Source organism: Pedobacter sp. Leaf132, assembly GCF_920984695.1.
Taxonomy (GTDB): domain Bacteria; phylum Bacteroidota; class Bacteroidia; order Sphingobacteriales; family Sphingobacteriaceae; genus Pedobacter.
The window spans coordinates 1-19248 of record NZ_CAKLBO010000006.1 but is presented as its reverse complement, the minus strand read 5'-3'; the positions used below and the strand labels follow the sequence as shown (position 1 = coordinate 19248).

The following is a 19248-nucleotide window of genomic DNA, read 5'->3' as shown; positions in this document are numbered from 1 at the left end:
AAATTAGCTGTAAGATAATGCTGCAATTAAAATCCAGATAACAGAGAAAAAAGAACCAATATAAACCAACTGCATATTCTGCCTAATGTTTTTCTTAATTAAACCTGCATAAATTAACCAGCCAAATAAGGCAGCCAAATATAATGGAACAGCGAATAGTAACATAGTTTTTAGTTTTAATAAAGATAAGCATTTCAATATAAGATTATTGGATTTTACTGGTGAACTATATTTTTAGTAATGTTAGTAAAAACACTACTTTTGCGGAAATATCCTTTTTAATGAAAGCTAAAGCACCTTTTACTTTACCACCTGTTATGGCGGTAATTTTTTCTATATTAAGTGTACAAGGTGGTGCAGCAATTGCTAAAGGAATTTTCCCCGTTCTAGGCTCAGCTTCAACCTCTGCCTTAAGGATTGTTTTATCGGCAATTATCTTAGGCATATATAACCGTCCGAATTTAAGAAACCTGAATAAGGAGCAATGGAAAGCAGTTGCATTGTATGGATTAACCTTAGGTGCTATGAATTTAATATTTTACATTGCCATATCCAGAATACCGCTTGGTTTGGGTGTAACACTAGAATTTATTGGTCCGCTGGTTTTAGCAATAGCAGGTTCTAAACGCATTTTAGATTTTTTATGGGTGATTTTGGCCGCAATCGGCATTTCTTTAATTGCACCATGGAGTGGCAATGGTATCGATCTATTGGGCGTTTTTTTAGCATTATTGGCTGGCGGTTTTTGGGCATGCTATATTTTATTAGGCGGTAAAATATCTAAAATAATGGACGGCGGAAAAGCAGTAAGCATCGGGATGATTTTCGCATCGGCTGTGGTTTTGCCCGTAGCAATTTTCGATGGCCTCTTTCAGAAAATAACACCCGTATTTATGATGTCGGGTTTGGCATTAGCATTACTATCAAGTGCAATTCCATTTACTTTAGAAATGGGAGCGCTTAAAAAAATGCCGGCAAAAACTTTTAGTATTTTAATGAGCTTAGAACCTGCTGCGGCTGCACTTTCAGGTCTGGTATTTTTGCACGAATACCTTACGTTTTATGAATGGCTAGCAGTTGCTTTAGTGGTTATTGCCAGTGCTGGTGCAACTTTAACTGGCAAAAGGCAAGAGCAGCACGCTACTGTAGAATGTTAATATTAAGATGGCTCTGCCTAATAAACACGATATAGCGAAAATCCTTTTTGCTTGCAGTAACTTTAAAATGTTGTGAGCACGATATGTCCCGCAAAAAGATTGTAGCATTAGCGGGACTAACATAAATAGCAGCAATAGCAATGCTTTTCTAAAAACAAAACAACTTTTTACAGGTTATTTTCGTATAATAGTTATGTAACCTCAAACTTTATTTGGTTGCTGCTTTCGAGTTTGTTGGTTGTTTAGGTTTAATGATGTCATGCTGTTTTTATTTATCTGTCAAAATTTGTAAATTGCATTAGCCAAAAGCTACAATTTGTCAGTAAAATGAGTGCTAAAAATCCTTTACAATAAACCGACAAAATGATTTAATGATTGTGTAACATTCATTTTTTCTTTTCTAAGCCTGCAATAACAGTTTATAATCAGATTTATTTGTGCTGCTACAAGAGAAATCTGCTAAATAAACTGCCCGATTTTTTGGTATGTAAGCCGATACATGGGTTTTATTAACCTATATGGCGCAATTGTTGATAAAATAAACAAAATGGCAAGTGCTCTTTTTATAATATATTTTATAGTTTAGAGGCGAGCCGTTAAGAAAGGTATTATGGAAGCAAAATTTTCACCACAGGTTAAAGATGTAATCTCTTTTAGTAGGGAGGAAGCGCTACGTTTAGGGCATGATTACATTGGAACCGAGCATTTATTATTAGGCCTCATCCGCGAAGGCGATGGTATGGCTATAAAAATTTTACGATCGTTAGGAGTTGATACCGGTAAATTGCGCCGCTCGATTGAAGATGCCGTTCGCGGTACTTCGAGCGTTACCGTTAATTTGGGCAATATTCCATTAACTAAACAGGCAGAAAAAGTTTTAAAAATTACTTATTTAGAAGCTAAAATATTTAAAAGCGATTTAATTGGTACTGAGCATTTATTGCTTTCAGTTTTGAGAGATGATGACAACATCGCCTCGCAAATATTGTTGCAATATGGTGTTACTTATGATGTTTTTAAACAAGAGGTTGAAGTAAATAAGAATGGCTTTAGAGATGATATTTCAAACAGCGCATCTACGGGTGGCGATGATGATTATCGTGAAGAAGAAAGCTTTAGCACACCTAAAAAAGTTTCGGATATTAAATCTAAAACGCCGGTATTAGATAACTTCGGTCGCGATTTAACCAAGGCTGCAGAAGAAGGTCGTTTAGACCCGATTGTTGGTCGCGAGAAGGAAATTGAGCGTGTTTCGCAAATTTTATCCCGTAGAAAAAAGAACAACCCGATTTTAATTGGAGAGCCTGGTGTTGGTAAATCTGCAATTGCAGAAGGTTTAGCCTTACGCATAGTTCAACGTAAAGTATCGCGTGTACTTTTTGGTAAGCGTGTAGTTACTTTAGATTTAGCTTCACTTGTTGCGGGTACAAAATACCGTGGCCAGTTTGAAGAACGTATGAAAGCCGTAATGAACGAGCTTGAAAAATCTACTGATGTAATTTTATTTATTGATGAGATTCATACAATTGTTGGCGCTGGCGGCGCATCGGGCTCGCTTGATGCATCGAATATGTTTAAACCTGCATTAGCAAGGGGCGAAATTCAATGTATTGGTGCCACTACTTTAGACGAATACCGTCAGTACATTGAAAAAGACGGTGCTTTAGATCGTCGTTTCCAGAAAGTAATGGTTGAGCCGGCTACGCCTGATGAAACTGTTGAGATTTTAACCAGAATAAAAGATAAATACGAAGAACACCACGGTGTAACTTACACTGATGAGGCGATTCAGGCTTGTGTTACTTTAACTTCTCGTTATATTTCTGACCGTTTTTTACCAGATAAAGCAATTGATGCTTTGGATGAAGCAGGTTCGAGAGTGCATTTAACGAACATTCATGTTCCTCAAAACATAATTGATATTGAAGCTAAGATCGAAGATATCAAGTTAGAGAAAAACAAAGTTGTTCGTAGTCAGAAATATGAGGAAGCAGCTAAACTTCGCGATACAGAGAAAAATTTAATTGAAGAATTAGATAAAGCCAAAGCAGAGTGGGAAGCAGAAACTAAAACTAAACGTTACGAAGTTTCTGAAGATAATGTTGCAGAAGTTGTAGCAATGATGACAGGTATTCCGGTGCAACGTGTTGGGCAAACAGATAGCCAAAAGCTATTGAATATGTACGATAAAGTTGCAGAGAAAATTATTGGTCAGGATGATGCAATTAAGAAATTGACCAAAGCCATTCAACGTACCAGAGCCGGATTAAAAGATCCTAAAAAACCAATTGGTTCATTTATTTTCTTAGGTCCAACTGGTGTAGGTAAAACAGAATTAGCAAAAGAATTGGCTCGTTTCATGTTTGATAGTGATGATTCACTAATTCAAATTGATATGAGTGAATACATGGAGAAATTTGCGGTGTCGCGTTTAGTGGGAGCGCCTCCGGGATACGTGGGATACGAAGAAGGTGGGCAATTAACTGAAAAGGTAAGAAGAAAACCTTATGCAGTTATTTTGTTAGATGAGATTGAAAAAGCGCATCCGGATGTATTTAATATCTTGCTACAAGTTTTAGATGAAGGACAATTAACAGATAGTTTAGGTCGTAAAGTTGATTTTAGAAATACAATCATTATCATGACTTCGAACATTGGTGCCCGTCAGCTAAAAGATTTTGGTCAAGGTGTTGGTTTCTCTACTTCAGCAAAAAACAACCAGGCAGAATCACATAGCCGCGGTGTAATTGAAAGTGCATTAAAACGTGCTTTTGCTCCAGAGTTTTTAAACCGTGTTGATGATGTAGTTGTATTTAACAGTTTAGGTAAAGATGAAATCTTCAGAATTATCGACATTGAACTTAAAGCTTTATTCGGTCGCGTTCATACATTAGGTTATGAAATTGCTTTAACTGAAAATGCTAAAGATTACATTGCAGAAAAAGGATTTGATAGTAATTTCGGCGCTCGACCATTAAAACGTGCCATTCAAAAATATCTGGAAGATCCAATTGCCGAAGAAATTTTGAAAGGTGAATTAACCGAAGGTGATGTTTTAGAAATCGATTACGATAAAGAAACAGAAACCATTTCGGTAAATCACAAAAAAGGCGAAAAGAAAAAAGAAGAGCCTAAAGCAGAAGATTCTTCAAACTAATATCTAAAGCTCCCGATTAACTCGGGAGCTTTCTTGTTTAAGATGCTTGTGTGAAATAAATACATCACGATTTCGTTAATTATTGTAATAAATCGTCATTATTGCAATGATACAATCATCCCTAAATGAAAAAAGTCTACATCCCTGTTTTCGCTATAATTCTTCTATTTACGTCATGTAAAAAAAATACCGAATTAATTTCTGAAGAAGAAACTATTACAAAAAATACTATTGCAACAGTTTCTACTGGATTAAATAATGATTTGTTACTAAAACTTGTTAATGATGTACGCAGCAAAGGTTGCAATTGCGGTACAACTGCAATGCCTCCGGTAATAGTTTTAAACTGGAATAATTTGCTTGCTTCTGCAGCTTTAGGCCATAGCAAGGATATGAACACCAATAATTATTTTAGCCATACCTCATTAGATGGTCGTAGTGCTGGGAATAGAATAACGGCAGCTGGATACAAATGGACAACTTATGGAGAAAATATTGCCGCAGGACAATCTAATGAACAAGCTGTTTTTGATGCTTGGATAAATAGCGAAGGTCATTGTAAAAATATTATGAATGCAAATTTTAGAGATATGGGTGTAGCAAAAGATGGTCGCTATTGGACGCAGGAATTTGGTAAACAATAGGTTTCTTTGATATTTACTGGAATTACCATAAAAATGCTAATTGATTAAATCATTGCTTTTAAAGCATTATAATAATGCTCATAGTTCTGAGTAGAGGTATTTAAAAATAAAAATGGTTCGATAAGTTCTAATTCCATTAATAAAAATTTATTATTTACAAATGTGCCATCAACTCTGGCATAAAGACAATTTTTAGCAAAAAGCTTAACATATTCTGCTGCAATTTCTATTAAACCTTTATCTGGATTTTGTAAGTGTACAGAGCCACCATGTGCTGGCTGCACTCTAAAATCACCGGGTTTTGCTTTTTTAACTAATGTATGGCTATAAACACCATTAAAGAAAATAAACGACCATTCTCCGTTATCTAAAATTTCTGGCAGGAATGGTTGGATAATAAAATCTTCTTTTTGAATAAGCAACCTTAGCTTTTGATTAATCTCCTCAACATTATCAATTGTAACCTTAAATGTATTTTTAGCACCACCGCTAATACAAGGTTTTACAATAAGTTTATCCGTTATAAATTTTTCAAAAAATATATTAAGGTTTATTTCTTCACCTTTGGTAATAAAAATGCTCGGTGTAATATTTAATCCCGCCGACTCAATTTCTCGTAAATAATGCTTATCTGCATTCCATCTTACAACATCAATCGGATTTAGAAGTCTGATGTTTTTTTCTTCCAGAAGATTTAACCACGTTTTAAACTCTTCATATAAATCAAAATAATCCCAGGGCGATTTTAATATTGCAAGCTCATAATTCTCCCAGTTAATATTTTTATCATTCCAAATTACCATTTCAATATTTAAGCCTTTCCCTTTTAAGAATAGTAGAAGTTTTTCATCTTCACTTTCAACCGTCGGACTATCATAAGCACCTTTATCTTCGTATGTTATTAAAGCAATATTCATTTTTAAAACTAACTTTAAATCAACTAACAGACAAGTAAAAACTAGAATAATGATATTTGACTACCCGGAACGCAGAAAATACTATGGTCTAACTTAACTTCTTTTACATTAAGTCCGTTTAATCTGCAATGTAATTTAAAACTATCCCTAATCATCTGCGCAATATTTCCATCACCTTTCATACGCTCACCAAAACGGCTGTCATTAACTTTTCCGCCATGGCAACTTTGTATCATGTGCCAAACTTTATCAAACCTATCAGGGAAATTTTTGCGTAGCCAATCTTCAAAAATCTGCCCGATGGCGCCATTTAATCTAACAATTGTGTAACCCGCACGTATTGCACCGGCATTTGCTACGGCTTTTAAAACTGTGGGGATTTCATGGTCACTCAAACCTGGAACCAGCGGTGCAACCATAACTCCAACCGGAATGCCTGCATTACTTAATTGTTCTACAACCTTTAATCTCTGTTTAGCCGTTGCTGTCCTTGGCTCCATTGCAAGGCGAAGTTTATCATTTAAACTATTAATAGAAGAATAAACCATGCAAAGGTTTAGCTTAGCCATTTCTTGAAGAATATCAATATCTCTCAAAATCAATGCGTTTTTGGTAATCATCCCGATAGGTTGTTTATATGCCAAAGCAATTTCTAAAAGCTGTCGGGTTAGCCGAAATTTTCGCTCAGCTGGTTGATAACAGTCTGTATTACCAGAAAGTGAAATTGTGGTGGCATCCCATCCTTTGCGCTCTAAAAATTTTTTGAAAAGTGCAGGAGCATCCTTCTTTACAATAATTTTTCGTTCAAAATCCAAACCCGCACTATAGCCCCAATATTGATGCGCATTCCTCGCATAACAATACGTACAGCCATGCTCGCAACCCTGATAGGGATTTAAGGAATAGGCCATGCCCACATCCGGACTATCAACTTTATTAACGATGGTTTTTGAATTTTCAAAGATGAAAGATGTTTTTCGGTCGCTCTCTTCCCAATCATCAATTCCTTCATCATGCTCTTTTACATAACTATCTTTTAGGAATTTATTATGAGGATTAAACTGCGCACCTCTACCTTTAAAATACTGTCCTTCTTCCTCATTATTCATAATATAAAAATACTAAAAATATTAGTATTTTAAATCGATGTGAGTAAGTTGTTAATAGTATTATCTATTAGAGATTGGTACATAATCCATAGGAACCATATCACCAATTTTCTCGTAAGCCCAGTAACCTTCGTAAAGCATAGAACGGGAATCGTAAATGCTTCCGTTAGCATAAAAACGAACCGGTCCTTGAGATAATTTTACTATAGAAAGCTCATGTTCAGGTATATCTAAAGGTCTGTAAACCCAAAAACCAGTATTTGAATACGCTAAAGATTCTTTTTCACGAGTGTACTGAATACAAAGTGCATCGGTATAATTTATCCATTTTAAATTGTCATTTAAATAATGAACCAAAGTATCTGGATTTACTTCAGCTCTGCTAAATTTATCTATAAAGCGAGGCATTTCCTTTTGTTTTGTCCAAAACTCCAGCAACCCCGGGTCAATTTTACCTGCCTCTTTTCTAATCCCGGTTTTTTCGGGCAGAGTTTTAATCTTTATTAAATTTTCGTTGATATAATTTTCCGGGTAACGATTTGGGTTTGGCGTTTGTACAATTTTATTGATGATGAAACCCTCTTCCTTGCTTTTGTTTTGATATAGCGAGCGGAAAAAATGTTGCGAAGAACCGTAATAGGCCGTTTCTCTGGCATCAATATATTTCTTCTTTTTTGCTGCTGATGCTTTAAACTCTTCAAAAAACGGATGGCCTGAAAAGTAAATAATCCGCGTTCGGCTATTATATTCAAAGTAATCGAGCATGTATTTAAGGCGATATCCTAAAGCTTTATTTTCTACGATAAGAAATTCGGTTGTTTTAACCGTAAGCAGACTTTTAGTAACATCAAAATCTACATTTAAGACCTGTGGATTTAATATTTTGCACTGCTTGGAATTTGGTGTTGTGCCGATAAAATATTCTGTAAATTGCTTAATATATTTAGCACGGTTCGGGTCGGCCCGGATGGTAACTTCATTTAGTAGAACTGTATTTTCTTTTAATATCAAGTCTACCTTAACCGATTTATCTTCAATAATTACAGATTTTGAATAGGGTAGGTAGCCTACCATTTGAACCAGAATGCTATAACTACCGGGTTTTAAATTTGGTAAAAGGTAATTTCCATCATTATCGGCAACGGTAGCTAATTTATAACCACTTAAATAAACGCCTGCGCCGGGCAATCCGCCTTGATTATCTTTTACTTTTCCACTAATAGAAAATGTACCCTGACTAAAAGCTTGAATTGAGCAAATCAATATGAAAAATAACGTACAGGCGCTTTTATACATAAGTGCTAATGTAGCCAAATGGATGAGTATTTATAAAACTAAATGCTCTCTTTTAACAAATTTAACATTTACAAAAACATTATTTGCCTGGCTTTTGTGGTACGTAATCCAGCGGAACGCTGTCAGCAATTTTTTCCCAACTCCAATATCCTTCAAATAACATAGAACGCGGATTATAAGCACCGCCATTAGCATAAAAATATACAGGAGATACTAGTAAATTTATAAGTGAAACTTGGTAATCGGGCATTGTTAATGGTCGGGATATAGACAAGCCGATTCGGTTTAAATAAACCGGGTCTTCTTTTTCTTTCGTATAGATTACGTACAAAACATTTGTAAAATTTAAGCTTTTTATACTTTCGTTAAATGTTTTGACTAAGGTATCGGGCAAAACTTCTTGTTGATTTAAAATGGCAATTTGCTTTGGCTTATTTTTTTGTTTAGCCCAATAGGATAAAGAATCATTCCCATTAAGCGTTATTTTTAAATTCTCTGAAGAACTTATTGCAGCGGTTCTAAACTGCTTAAGTTTAGCATTAATCAAGCTGTCGGGTGGTCTGTTTTTGTCTGCCTGCCTAATTAATTTATTGATGATAAATCCTTCTTCTTTAGATTTTCCCGCATATAAACTACTTAAAAAATGATTGCTGGAACCACGGTATGCAATATCGCGTTTTGCAGCCCACTTTTTAATTTGTCCTTTGCTTCCTTTCAAATCTTCATAAGTTGGGTAACCTTCATAATAAATGATTTTGGTCTTATTATCCCATTCAAAAAGATTAATCTGGTATTTTATCCGATAACCTAAAGCTTTATTTTCTATGATGAGAAACTGATTGGTTTTTACCGTAAGCTTCGAATCATCTTTACTGTAATCAATTATTAAAACGTTAGGATTTATAATTTTACACTGTGCGGCATTGGGCGTTGTACCAATAAAATAATCAGTAAACATTCTGATGTAACCCGCACGGTTTGGGTCAGGCTTGATGGTTACTTCATCCAATTGCATCGCATCTTCTTCCAAAACCACGTCCAATTTTATGGCTTTATCTGCAACAATGATATTTTTGGTAACAGTTTTATAGCCAATCACCTGAAATAGTAAATCGTAATTACCGGGTTTTAATCCAAGGCTGTAAACACCATTGTTATTTGCAACAGTTGCTATTTTGTAACCACTAACGTACACGCCTGCACCAGGTAAAACTTCACCACGCTTATCTTTTATTATGCCGGATAGCATTACATTCTGAGCAAATGTGGCTATAAAAGATAAAGTGAAAAGAGAAAAAATAAATAATCGTTTCATTAAAACAAATATAAACTAATTATTTAGTTAAAAAAAATATTTGTCTCTGCTGATGAATTATTAGTTTAACAATTCCTTTGCATTTTCTATAGCAGAAGCACCTGGATTTTTACCGCTTAACATTTCTGCAATTACTTCAATTCTTTCTTCTTGTTTCAATTTTTTGATTCCGGTATTGGTTTTTCCTGAATCGTCAATTTTGTAAACAAAATAATGCGATTTACCTTTTGCGGCAATTTGAGGTAAGTGTGTAATCGAAATTACCTGCATATTTTTGCCAAGTGCTGCTATAACTTCACCCACCTTAAGTGCTGTTTCTCCCGAAATACCGGTATCAATCTCATCAAATATAATTGTTGGTAAGGATGTATGCTTAGCCAATAATGCTTTGATAGACAGCATTAGTCTGGAAAGTTCGCCACCAGACGCAACTTTATTCACCGGGGCAGGAGCTTGGCCAGCATTGGCGGTAAACAACAAGGTAATTTCATCTAAGCCATCTTTTGTTAAATCTACTAAAGTTTTCTGAGCTAATACAAGCTTTGCATTAGGCATACCAACTTGTTTTAAGGTGGCTGCAGTTTGCTCTTCAACCAATTTAATCGCAACCTTTCTGTTTTTACTCAATTTATTGGCCTGCTCAAAGAGTTTATTTTTTAGCAAGTCGATTTTCTTTGTTAGCTTTTCTATTTGCTCATCCGAAGATAAAAGCTGACTTAAATTTCTTTCTAGCTGATTTTGAATCGCAATTAGTTCGGTATTGCTATCAACCCGGTGTTTCTGCTGCAAAGAATATAATAAATCTAAACGCTGGTTAATGGTATCCAATCTTTCGGCACTATGCATTGTACTGTTCTCAATGATAGAAATCTCATCGGCAATATCTTTAACTTCAATAATACTTGATTTTAACCTTTCATATAATACGTTTACAGATGGATCAAATTTTTCAATAGATTGCAACTGCGTTTGAGCTTCTTTTAAAAGCAAAATGGCGGCAGGCTCTGCATCATTTAACAATGCATTTGCATTTAGCAGTGCTCGTTTTATGGTTTCAGCATGCGTAAGTTTCTCCAGTTCCGCTTCTAAATCAAGCTGTTCAGTTTCTGATAAATTTGCCTGTTCTAATTCATTAAATAGAAATTGCTCATAATCTTGCTTATTCCTTGCTTCGTTGGCTTCATCAATTAATTTCTTTAATAAGGCAGAATCTTTTCTCAATTCCTTAAAACCTCCTTTATATTGAGTAAGCAAATCTTGATGGTTTGCAAGTGAATCAACCATCAGAAGTTGAAAGTCAGCATTATTGATTTCCTGCGTAGCATGTTGAGAATGAATATCTATAAGTTTTTCGCCAATTTGTTTTAGGGTAGATAAATTTACAGGAGTGTCATTTATAAAGGAACGCGATTTTCCATCAATTGAAATTTCTCTTCGAAGTGTGCTTTCTTGAAAAAAATCGAGGTCGTTTTCTTCAAAGCTATCCCTCAAATGTTCATCAGCTAGCAGAAATGTACCTTCTATAACACATTTTTTATCTTGATTAAAGAAGTATTTGCTTTCGGCCCGCTGACCTAAAATTAGTGATAATGCACCCAGTATGATTGATTTTCCGGCTCCGGTTTCACCTGTTATTATGTTTAAGCCTTTATCAAATTCAATGTCGAGGCTATCAATTAATGCGTAATTACGAATAGATAGTTTTTGTAGCATAGCTATGCGAAAATACTAAAAAGTTATCTCAACAAAGGCTTAAAATAAAAACAGCGAAGATATTTCTTCGCTGCTAATGGATATTATTTATTTGGTTTTTAGTTCTCTTCATTTTCTCTACGTTCAGGTTTTTCCTGTTTTTCCATTTTCTCCCTCAGTTCTTTAACCTCTGTATCAAATTTTTGCTTTAGTTTCTTGTATTCAGCAGATTCTATAATTTTATCATTCTTATCAATCGATATCTTTAATGGAGTAGTGCTAGTATACGGAAATCCATGTTTTGCATTAAATTTCTTCTGAAAATTTATGCTCAATTCTTTCTGTTTTTTATCAAAATTTTTGTTTCCGTTAAATCTGTGCAACTCGTCGAGCTCTGTTTTCCATTCAGGAGATTTCAATTCCTTTAGAGCTAAACTCATATATTCTGTTAAAGATATTTTAGCAGTTGAATCAAGACTAATTTTTAGAGCATCAAAGTTTACGCTCGCCAGTGCTTCAGCAGATAATTTCCTCCATTTTTCCTGGGCTGCTGGCGAACCATATTCTCTCCCAATATCTTCACCAAATTTTTTCCATTTAGCCTGCGCTTCTGGCGATGAAAACTCTTTTGCCAATTTTACGTCTTCACCAAAGCTTTTCGATTTTAATCGTGCTAGGCCAAATTCTCTGTATATTTTTTCCTTAAATATCGAATCTCTAAATCTAAATGCTGAATCACTTCCTATAACAAAAGCTTTTCTTCCTCCAAAAAGTTCATCATCATATAAATCTCTCCTTAAACTATCGGGCACTTCTTTTAAAGAATTGTATTCGGTTTTTTTGCCACTAGCATCTATGGTTACAATTTTAATTTTATGTTTCTTAGTTGTATCTATAAAAACCATGGCATTTTTCGAAATGTTTGCAACCGATAGTAATTCAATTTTTTTTGTGGTTTTTTTGATTTCTTTTTTGGCCGGATTAATCCAGGCAACAGAAACTAAACATGCAATACCTAAGGTTAAGGCTGCCATTTGCTGTTTTGCATTTAAATAATTGGTCTTCATATTTGTGATTCTTTTAATTCGTTGATATAAATTTTGAGTTTTGCCGGTGGCAGCTAAGGCATAAGCCGGACTATTTTTATCTTTCAGCAACTCTAGCTTTAACAAAGCATGAGCATAATTCAGTGGCTTTCCGGTTAGCTTTAGTACCAAATCATCGCAAGCATGCTCACGCTCTATATGTATAAATCGGCCTGCCATCCAAACAAATGGGTTAAAGAACAAGAAAGTCTCTATTGCCGTTTTTATCAGATTTAATAAAAAATCATTTCTTCTGATGTGAGAAAGTTCGTGTATTAAAATTGCTTCAACCTGATCGCTATCTAATTCGTTAACCAATGCAACTGGAAATAAAACGATAGGTTTTAGATAACCAATAACTAATGGCACATTTACAATGGATGATAAATGGAATTTTATAGTTTTATTGATTTTTAGATTTGATGTAACTTTTTGAAAGATATCATTCCAGGCATCAGGTACTAAACTCAGTTTTTCTTTTTTAAACCGTGCCAATTTATTATAGCCTTTAATTATTACAAAAAGCTGTAGTGCAATGCCAATAATGTAAAATACCACAACAACGGGAAAATATTGTTCAATTTTGCTAGTTAGATTTTCGGGTATGGTATTTAAATATTGATGTGTATTAAGATTTTCTACATTTCCACTAGCTTTTTGGATAGCAATATTCTTGAGTAAAATGCTGGTTAGGTTATAGATGAAAAAACCGAACATTAGTAGGATAGAACCAAAAGCCAGGTTGTGCCTATATTTAGCAGCGAGCTTTGGCAGGCTAAGTAAAACGATAAATAAGATACCGTAAATAAGTGCACTTTGCCAGAGCGAATTTAAAATACTCCATCCAAAAGCTTTAATAAATTGTGGTAATAAAGTCTCCATGTTAATTGCTTTAATTTTTTAAATCACTTTATTTTTTTTCTGATACTATTCTTAATGCTAATCTGTTTTGACTAACGACTAACGACTAACGACTAACGACTAACGAGCTACTTAAGACTATCTAAATATTTTTTAATCTCATCTAATTCTTCACTACTGGCAGAATGATTACCCAAAGCCTGCATAACCAATCTTGCAGCCGAACCATTAAAAACGTTATCTATCATTTTATTCACCAATTGCTTTTCAGTTTTATCTTGACTTACCAAGGCTTTATATATGTGGGTTTTCTGATTAGTATCACGCTCAACCATACCTTTTTCATGCATTATTTGCATAAGCTTTAAAGTTGTGGTGTAGCCAGAATCTTTTTTATTTAAAGCTTCATGTACTGCTCTCACCGTGCAAAGACCTTTTTGCCAGAGCACCTGCAAAATTTCCATTTCACCTTCAGTTGGTTTGATATTGCTATTACTCATATATGTTACTGTTCTACGAATTATTTCGTAATCAAATGTACGAAGATATTCGTATTATCAAAATTATTTAACAGATTTTTAACAAAAGCCTTTTACTAACTGACGCAGTTTATTCAAAAACGTTGCACAATTATTTGAAATTCGAGTGGGAGGGAAGGATGTTTTATTTGCTGAATTATCTATCTAAACCTGATTGTAGCGAACATGGAGCGCAGCGGAATAAAGCGGAAAGCAGGACTTACAACAAAATGAATTACAGAAATTGCTTTACAAGAAATTATAAAACTAATTGGTTTTTAATCCTTCGTATTTACCAATATTTGCGGGGTCTATTTCCGATAGTAAATTGTAAGCCTTTAAACGCTCTTGCGTATTTAATTTAGAAAGCACATTCGTAATTTCTTCAGCTTTTGCAGCAAAGTAAACATTTGGAAATATAGAACCCAACTTTTGCTTATCCATTTTTTGCAGTTCGGTAAGTGCCGAAACAATGGGCATTAAGCCTTTATCATCATTAGTTAATTGGTCTAAACCCTTAAAATGATAATTGTATATAAAGTTTCTTAATTCGCTAAAAACCGGATTTAATGTATTTTCATTAAACCAAAAACGGTTTCGTAAACCATCTGCTGCACGCCAACCCGTATTGCCCGATACCTGCGCAAGGTTAATAATGTTTTGCGCTTTTTTAAAATAAAAGCTGCCGCCCATTTTGCCGAAGCTGTCTTTATCTAAACCAATTATGGTATATGCATAATAGGTTAGTAACGCACTGATGTTTGATATGTAATTCTGGTCAGAAAAATCTATTGTAGAACCATCATTATAGCTAAAATCGAAATTCTTATCACTCATATTTAGCAAAGTGCTATTATATGTTGAGTTAAAAACCGGTCGGCTGCTTTGTATTTGCGCTTCTGCCGTATAACCAGAACCGCCATCCCATGATGTTATGGTGATTACAAAATTGCAATCAATTCTTTCTTGCGCTTTATATGTTTCGGTGGTAAACTTGTTATTGTTTAAAAAGTCTCTCAACGTTCTTTGGAGTGCATCGAGCTGTTGTTTATTAATATTAGATACCTGCGGTGCCAATAACTGCACACGAGCATTTAACTCTTGCGCATGTAATTTTCCAAAACCAAGGATGAATAATAAACAAACAAGTCTTTTTATCATTTAATAAGTTTTAAAATTTCATTGCAGATATCTTTTGCAACATCGGCTTTTGACTTTACATCAAACGCTGTCTTTTGAAGCGCTTTGTTAAAAATAGTAATTTTATTTGTATCCGATTTAAAGCCTGCCCCTTTATCGTTTAGGGAATTTAGAATAACCAAATCAAGATTTTTTTTCTCCAGTTTTGCTTTGGCATAATTTTCTTCATCATTAGTTTCTAAAGCAAAACCAACCAAAATTTGATTTTGGGTTTTTACCATGCCAAGCGATGCTAAAATATCGGTAGTTTTTTCCAGCTCTAAATTAAATTCACTATTGTTTTTTTTAATTTTCTGAGTTGAAACTGTTTTAGGCTTATAGTCGGCAACAGCCGCACTCATAATGGTAATGTCGGTTTCTTTGAAAACAGATGTACATGCCTCAAACATATCCTTTGCACTTACTACGTCTATTCTTTTTAATGGTTCTGTAGCTTTTTGAGCGGTAGGTCCGGCAATTAAAGTTACATCGGCTCCTAGTCTGCTTAATTCATCAGCAATGGTAAAACCCATTTTACCAGATGAATGGTTGCCAATAAAACGAACTGGGTCTATAGCCTCATAAGTCGGACCAGCAGTTACCATTACTTTCTGCCCGTAAAAAGGCAGTCCTTTTTTAATCGAACTTTCTAAAAAAGCAACAATTTCTTCTGGTTCGGCAAGTCTTCCTTCACCATATAATCCGCTGGCCAATTCTCCACTTTGTGGTGCAATAATCGTATTTCCAAAACTTTTTATTTTCGAGATATTGCCTCGAGTGGTTTCGTGTTTCCACATATCCAGGTCCATTGCAGGCGCAACGTACACCGGGCATTTAGCCGATAAATAAACTGCAGTTAATAAGTTATCACAAATTCCGGTAGCAAGTTTGGCAAGCGTATTTGCACTAGTAGGCGCAATGATAATTAAATCTGCCCAAAGACCAAGTTCAACATGATTGCTCCAAACGCCGGTTTCTTCTTCAAAATATTGAGTATAAACCGGATTTTTAGAAAGTGTGGCTAAAGTAAGCGGTGTAATGAAATTAGCACCATCGGGAGTTAAAATAACCTTAACGTTTGCACCAGCTTTTACCAAAAGTCTAACCAAAATGGCCGACTTGTAAGCCGCAATACTGCCGCAAACGCCAAGTATTATGTTTTTATTTTTAAGCATCGAGCGAAGAGTTAAAACAGTTGCATTAACGCACAAGCGAAACGCTTAGCTCCAAACTCTATGCGCTATAATCGTTTTATTTTTGTTCTTTTGCCGGGTTTCTGTGGTAAACTTTTTCGTTCAAAAATTCATCCATAGCAACTAAAACTGGTTTCGGCATACGCTCATAATGCTTACTGATTTCGATTTGCTCACGGTTTTCAAAAATCTCTTCAAGGTTATCGTTACTCGAAGCAAATTCTGCTAATTTACCGTGCAATTCTTCTTTCATGTTGTTTGAAATCTGATTTGCTCTTTTAGCAATCACAACTAATGATTCATAAAGATTATCAGTAGTTCTGTCTAAATCGTGTACATTTCTGGTAACCGTAGTGTTCGGTATAGCAGGTTTGTTAGTATTCATGTATTAATTGTTTTTAATATTCGTATTATCTGCGTTAGTTGGTTTTTGAGAAACGGTATCTTTCACCTTACTCGTTTTCTTAATCATTTCCATGTACTTTGCCTGGTCGGCAGCATACATAGCTAATTCTGCTTTATTTTGTTTTATTCCAGTTTCAATATCCGATTTTAATTGCTTAGCATCGTTGGTAAACTTACTCTGAGGATATTTCTCCGTAAACTCTTCGTATAAAGAGGTAGCCTCATTGTATCTGTCTTCCTGGCGAATTGGGATACTTGTTCTAGCATACATATATTGTGCCCTAATCATCAAGAAATCCATTTCCTCAGCGTATTTAATATCCGGATAATCTCGCTGTGCATTTTTTAAAGCAATAACGGCTGCTCTATAATTTTCTACATTGCTTGGGCCCGTAGTTAAGTAAAGCTTTGCATTTTCAAAAACTTTATCCTCCAATTTAGTTCTTAATACACCAATATACTTTGCAGCAGCAGCAGCACGTTCACTGGTAGGGTATAAGTTTATAAATAACTGTAATGCATCAATAGCCTTATAGGTGTTTTCCTGGTCTAATGAAAAAACAGGAGACTCTAAATAATAACAATATGCGGCCATATAACGAGCCTCTTCAGCATCTTTACTGGCAGGATAAGTATCTGCGAAACTTTTAAATTGATACCTTGCAGTGGTATAATCCTGCAATTTATATAATGTATAAGCGTAGTAAAAATTCAAACCTTCAGCTTGCTCACGTCCACGGTATTTTTGAGATAAATCTTCAAAAAGCACCAAAGCTTTGCTAAAATCTCGTTTGTTATATAATCTAATAGCTTCTTGATATTTTTTTGCAACATCGTTACTGGCACGTAGCTTTTCAAAACGACTCTTACAACCCGCCATACCTAAAGCGGCAATAAATACTAAAATAAATAAGTGTTTAACTTTAAACATTCTGCAAAGATAATTAATAATACGATAACATCAATATAAAACAATTGGCCGCTAAGCTACTTATTGCAATTCAGTACATATATATAGTTAACAATTTTTAACATACTTATATAATATGTAAAGCATGTTCCTGTTTTCCAATTAACGTTCGTCCCGTTCTGCATTTCAAATCCTCGGTTCGCTGCGCTTCCCTGCGGGTTTTCCATTCCGCCCGGGTTTATTTTACTTCTGTCCGTTTTCCAATCAGTAATTAGTATCAAGTATTTAGTATCGAGTATCAAGACATAGAGCTTACACTCGCTACTTGGATGACCTTAGATTCCTTAGATGGTGAACCAGTCTTTAGTCGATAGTGCTTAGTATATAGTATTTAGTATCGAGTACTTAGACATAGAGCATACTCTCGCTACTTGGATGACCTTACATTCCTTAGATGGTGAACTAGTCTTAAGTCGATAGTACTTAGTATATAGTATTTAGTATCGAGTATCAAGACATGGAGCTTACACCCGCTACTTAGATGACCTTAGATTCCTTAGATGGTGAACTAGACTTTACTCTTTTATTAAGTGCTAACGATATACATCTTAAACTTAGCTGCCTTAGGCGGTGAAAACTTATGCATTAAGTTTTAAAATCCTTTTCAATCTGCGCTATTTTATCTGCGAACATCAGCGGGAAATGATAGGCGCCTTGCAATCACCACCAACCCTCAACTCAAAACCGACTTGTAGCGTAGATGATCTTAGATTCCTTAGATGGTGGATTTAGTTATTAGTTTTTCACCAGGTGCCAAAGACATATATCTTAAATTTAGCTGTCTTACGCGGTGAAAACTTATCCATTAAGCTTTAAAATCCTTTTCAATCTGCGCTATTTTATCTGCGAACATCAGCGGGAAACGATTGGCGCCTTGCAATCACCTGCAACCATCAACTCAAAACCGACTTGTAGCTTAGATGACCTTATATTCCTTGTATGGTGGATTTAGTCATTAGTCTTTTATTAAGTGCTAAGGATATACATCTTAAACTTAGCTGCCTTACGTGGTGAAAACTTATGCATTAAGCTTTAAAATCCTTTTCAATCTGCGATAATTTTATCTGCGAACATCAGCGGGAAACGATAGGCGCCTTGCAATCACAAGCAACCTAAAACCGACTTACAACGTAGATGACCTTAATTCCTTATATGTACAAACTGTTCCCTTAAAATCTATTTTTTAAAATAACTTAGCTGTCTTAGGCGGTGAAAACTTATATATTAAGCTTTAAAATCCTTTTCAATCTGCGATAATTTTACCTGCGAACATCAGCGGGAAACGATAGGCGCCTTTCAAATACCTGTAACCCTAACCAGTCAACTTACCACAGAAACCCGCCCTAAACAAACCACATCCTGAAAAAGTTTGCTTACAGACGCATTTTTTCTCCCTGAAATCCATGCAGTTACCACTGTCCATCCAAATAAAAGCGGCCCTGGCTTTGCGCAAGCGGATAATTTTTCTACTTTTGCATCCCGCTTCGGAGGAAGAGGAAAAGGTTGAAAAGATGAATTAAGGTTACCGGAATTATTTTCAAATAAAATTTGGTGATTGAGAAAAGTTTTCTACTTTTGCAACCCGCTTCGGAAGGAATCGGAGCTCTGAAAAGAGCGATATTGAAAGAGGGATTAAGAAGAAAAAGGCGACGAAGAAATAAAATTTATTTTATTTGGAAGTTAAAAAAAGATTCTTACCTTTGCACTCCCAACCGAAAGGAAGGGTAAAAAAATCAGAACGGCGGATGTC

15 protein-coding genes are annotated in these 19248 nt (G+C 35.0%); 3 read left to right on the top strand and 12 right to left on the bottom strand.

Annotated elements, in window-relative coordinates:
- Positions 1 to 3 precede the first annotated feature (3 nt).
- Entirely contained in the window at positions 4 to 165 is a 162-nt protein-coding gene (locus LUA86_RS12390; protein ID WP_231463157.1) for a hypothetical protein, read from the bottom strand.
- 116 nt (positions 166 to 281) lie between these two features.
- Between LUA86_RS12390 and LUA86_RS12385 the strand changes: the two genes are divergently transcribed.
- The 3 genes from LUA86_RS12385 (at position 282) to LUA86_RS12375 (ending at position 4958) form a co-directional block, all read left to right on the top strand.
- On the top strand, positions 282 to 1157 hold the full coding sequence (locus tag LUA86_RS12385; protein WP_231463155.1) for a DMT family transporter: 876 nt from the start codon (positions 282 to 284) through the stop codon (positions 1155 to 1157).
- 610 nt (positions 1158 to 1767) lie between these two features.
- On the top strand, positions 1768 to 4314 hold the full coding sequence (locus LUA86_RS12380) for an ATP-dependent Clp protease ATP-binding subunit (protein ID WP_231463153.1): 2547 nt from the start codon (positions 1768 to 1770) through the stop codon (positions 4312 to 4314).
- 125 nt (positions 4315 to 4439) lie between these two features.
- Complete coding sequence (locus LUA86_RS12375; RefSeq protein ID WP_231463151.1) at positions 4440 to 4958, top strand: CAP domain-containing protein; 519 nt, start codon at positions 4440 to 4442, stop codon at positions 4956 to 4958.
- Positions 4959 to 5002: 44 nt separating this feature from the next.
- On the opposite strand, the gene LUA86_RS12370 is transcribed toward LUA86_RS12375, so the two are convergent.
- From LUA86_RS12370 to LUA86_RS12320, 11 genes are all read right to left on the bottom strand, one after another.
- On the bottom strand, positions 5003 to 5875 hold the full coding sequence (locus tag LUA86_RS12370; RefSeq protein WP_231463149.1) for a RimK family alpha-L-glutamate ligase: 873 nt from the start codon (positions 5873 to 5875) through the stop codon (positions 5003 to 5005).
- A gap of 41 nt (positions 5876 to 5916) precedes the next feature.
- Entirely contained in the window at positions 5917 to 6984 is a 1068-nt protein-coding gene (locus LUA86_RS12365; RefSeq protein ID WP_231463148.1) for a PA0069 family radical SAM protein, read from the bottom strand.
- A gap of 60 nt (positions 6985 to 7044) precedes the next feature.
- Positions 7045 to 8280, bottom strand: coding sequence for a carboxypeptidase-like regulatory domain-containing protein (locus LUA86_RS12360; protein ID WP_231463145.1), 1236 nt, complete (start codon positions 8278 to 8280; stop codon positions 7045 to 7047).
- A 79-nt stretch (positions 8281 to 8359) separates the two neighbouring features.
- On the bottom strand, positions 8360 to 9595 hold the full coding sequence (locus LUA86_RS12355) for a carboxypeptidase-like regulatory domain-containing protein (RefSeq protein WP_231463142.1): 1236 nt from the start codon (positions 9593 to 9595) through the stop codon (positions 8360 to 8362).
- Positions 9596 to 9655: 60 nt separating this feature from the next.
- Entirely contained in the window at positions 9656 to 11308 is a 1653-nt protein-coding gene (recN, locus tag LUA86_RS12350) for a DNA repair protein RecN (RefSeq protein ID WP_231463140.1), read from the bottom strand.
- A gap of 98 nt (positions 11309 to 11406) precedes the next feature.
- On the bottom strand, positions 11407 to 13254 hold the full coding sequence (locus LUA86_RS12345) for a M56 family metallopeptidase (protein ID WP_231463137.1): 1848 nt from the start codon (positions 13252 to 13254) through the stop codon (positions 11407 to 11409).
- 107 nt (positions 13255 to 13361) lie between these two features.
- A complete protein-coding gene (locus tag LUA86_RS12340) occupies positions 13362 to 13733 on the bottom strand; it encodes a BlaI/MecI/CopY family transcriptional regulator (protein WP_231463134.1) in 372 nt (123 codons plus the stop codon).
- A gap of 285 nt (positions 13734 to 14018) precedes the next feature.
- The gene (locus LUA86_RS12335; RefSeq protein WP_231463131.1) at positions 14019 to 14912 is read right to left on the bottom strand and encodes a DUF4835 family protein; all 894 of its coding nucleotides are present in this window, start codon (positions 14910 to 14912) and stop codon (positions 14019 to 14021) included.
- Positions 14909 to 16105, bottom strand: a complete 1197-nt coding sequence (gene coaBC / locus LUA86_RS12330; protein ID WP_231463129.1) for a bifunctional phosphopantothenoylcysteine decarboxylase/phosphopantothenate--cysteine ligase CoaBC — start codon at positions 16103 to 16105, stop codon at positions 14909 to 14911. The genes LUA86_RS12335 and coaBC overlap by 4 nt, the downstream gene beginning before the upstream one ends.
- A gap of 76 nt (positions 16106 to 16181) precedes the next feature.
- Positions 16182 to 16508, bottom strand: coding sequence for a DNA-directed RNA polymerase subunit omega (locus LUA86_RS12325; RefSeq protein WP_231463127.1), 327 nt, complete (start codon positions 16506 to 16508; stop codon positions 16182 to 16184).
- Positions 16509 to 16511: 3 nt separating this feature from the next.
- The gene (locus tag LUA86_RS12320; protein WP_231463126.1) at positions 16512 to 17459 is read right to left on the bottom strand and encodes an outer membrane protein assembly factor BamD; all 948 of its coding nucleotides are present in this window, start codon (positions 17457 to 17459) and stop codon (positions 16512 to 16514) included.
- Positions 17460 to 19248: the final 1789 nt, after the last annotated feature.

What these genes read in the sequence shown, in the direction of transcription:
- LUA86_RS12385 (WP_231463155.1), top strand. Translation starts at nt 282, where the DNA reads ATGAAAGCTAAAGCACCTTTTACTTTACCACCTGTTATGGCGGTAATT.
- recN (WP_231463140.1), bottom strand. Translation starts at nt 11,308, where the DNA reads ATGCTACAAAAACTATCTATTCGTAATTACGCATTAATTGATAGCCTC.
- LUA86_RS12345 (WP_231463137.1), bottom strand. Translation starts at nt 13,254, where the DNA reads ATGGAGACTTTATTACCACAATTTATTAAAGCTTTTGGATGGAGTATT.
- LUA86_RS12370 (WP_231463149.1), bottom strand. Translation starts at nt 5,875, where the DNA reads ATGAATATTGCTTTAATAACATACGAAGATAAAGGTGCTTATGATAGT.
- LUA86_RS12365 (WP_231463148.1), bottom strand. Translation starts at nt 6,984, where the DNA reads ATGAATAATGAGGAAGAAGGACAGTATTTTAAAGGTAGAGGTGCGCAG.
- coaBC (WP_231463129.1), bottom strand. Translation starts at nt 16,105, where the DNA reads ATGCTTAAAAATAAAAACATAATACTTGGCGTTTGCGGCAGTATTGCG.
- LUA86_RS12325 (WP_231463127.1), bottom strand. Translation starts at nt 16,508, where the DNA reads ATGAATACTAACAAACCTGCTATACCGAACACTACGGTTACCAGAAAT.
- LUA86_RS12380 (WP_231463153.1), top strand. Translation starts at nt 1,768, where the DNA reads ATGGAAGCAAAATTTTCACCACAGGTTAAAGATGTAATCTCTTTTAGT.
- LUA86_RS12360 (WP_231463145.1), bottom strand. Translation starts at nt 8,280, where the DNA reads ATGTATAAAAGCGCCTGTACGTTATTTTTCATATTGATTTGCTCAATT.
- LUA86_RS12355 (WP_231463142.1), bottom strand. Translation starts at nt 9,595, where the DNA reads ATGAAACGATTATTTATTTTTTCTCTTTTCACTTTATCTTTTATAGCC.
- LUA86_RS12335 (WP_231463131.1), bottom strand. Translation starts at nt 14,912, where the DNA reads ATGATAAAAAGACTTGTTTGTTTATTATTCATCCTTGGTTTTGGAAAA.
- LUA86_RS12375 (WP_231463151.1), top strand. Translation starts at nt 4,440, where the DNA reads ATGAAAAAAGTCTACATCCCTGTTTTCGCTATAATTCTTCTATTTACG.
- LUA86_RS12320 (WP_231463126.1), bottom strand. Translation starts at nt 17,459, where the DNA reads ATGTTTAAAGTTAAACACTTATTTATTTTAGTATTTATTGCCGCTTTA.
- LUA86_RS12390 (WP_231463157.1), bottom strand. Translation starts at nt 165, where the DNA reads ATGTTACTATTCGCTGTTCCATTATATTTGGCTGCCTTATTTGGCTGG.
- LUA86_RS12340 (WP_231463134.1), bottom strand. Translation starts at nt 13,733, where the DNA reads ATGAGTAATAGCAATATCAAACCAACTGAAGGTGAAATGGAAATTTTG.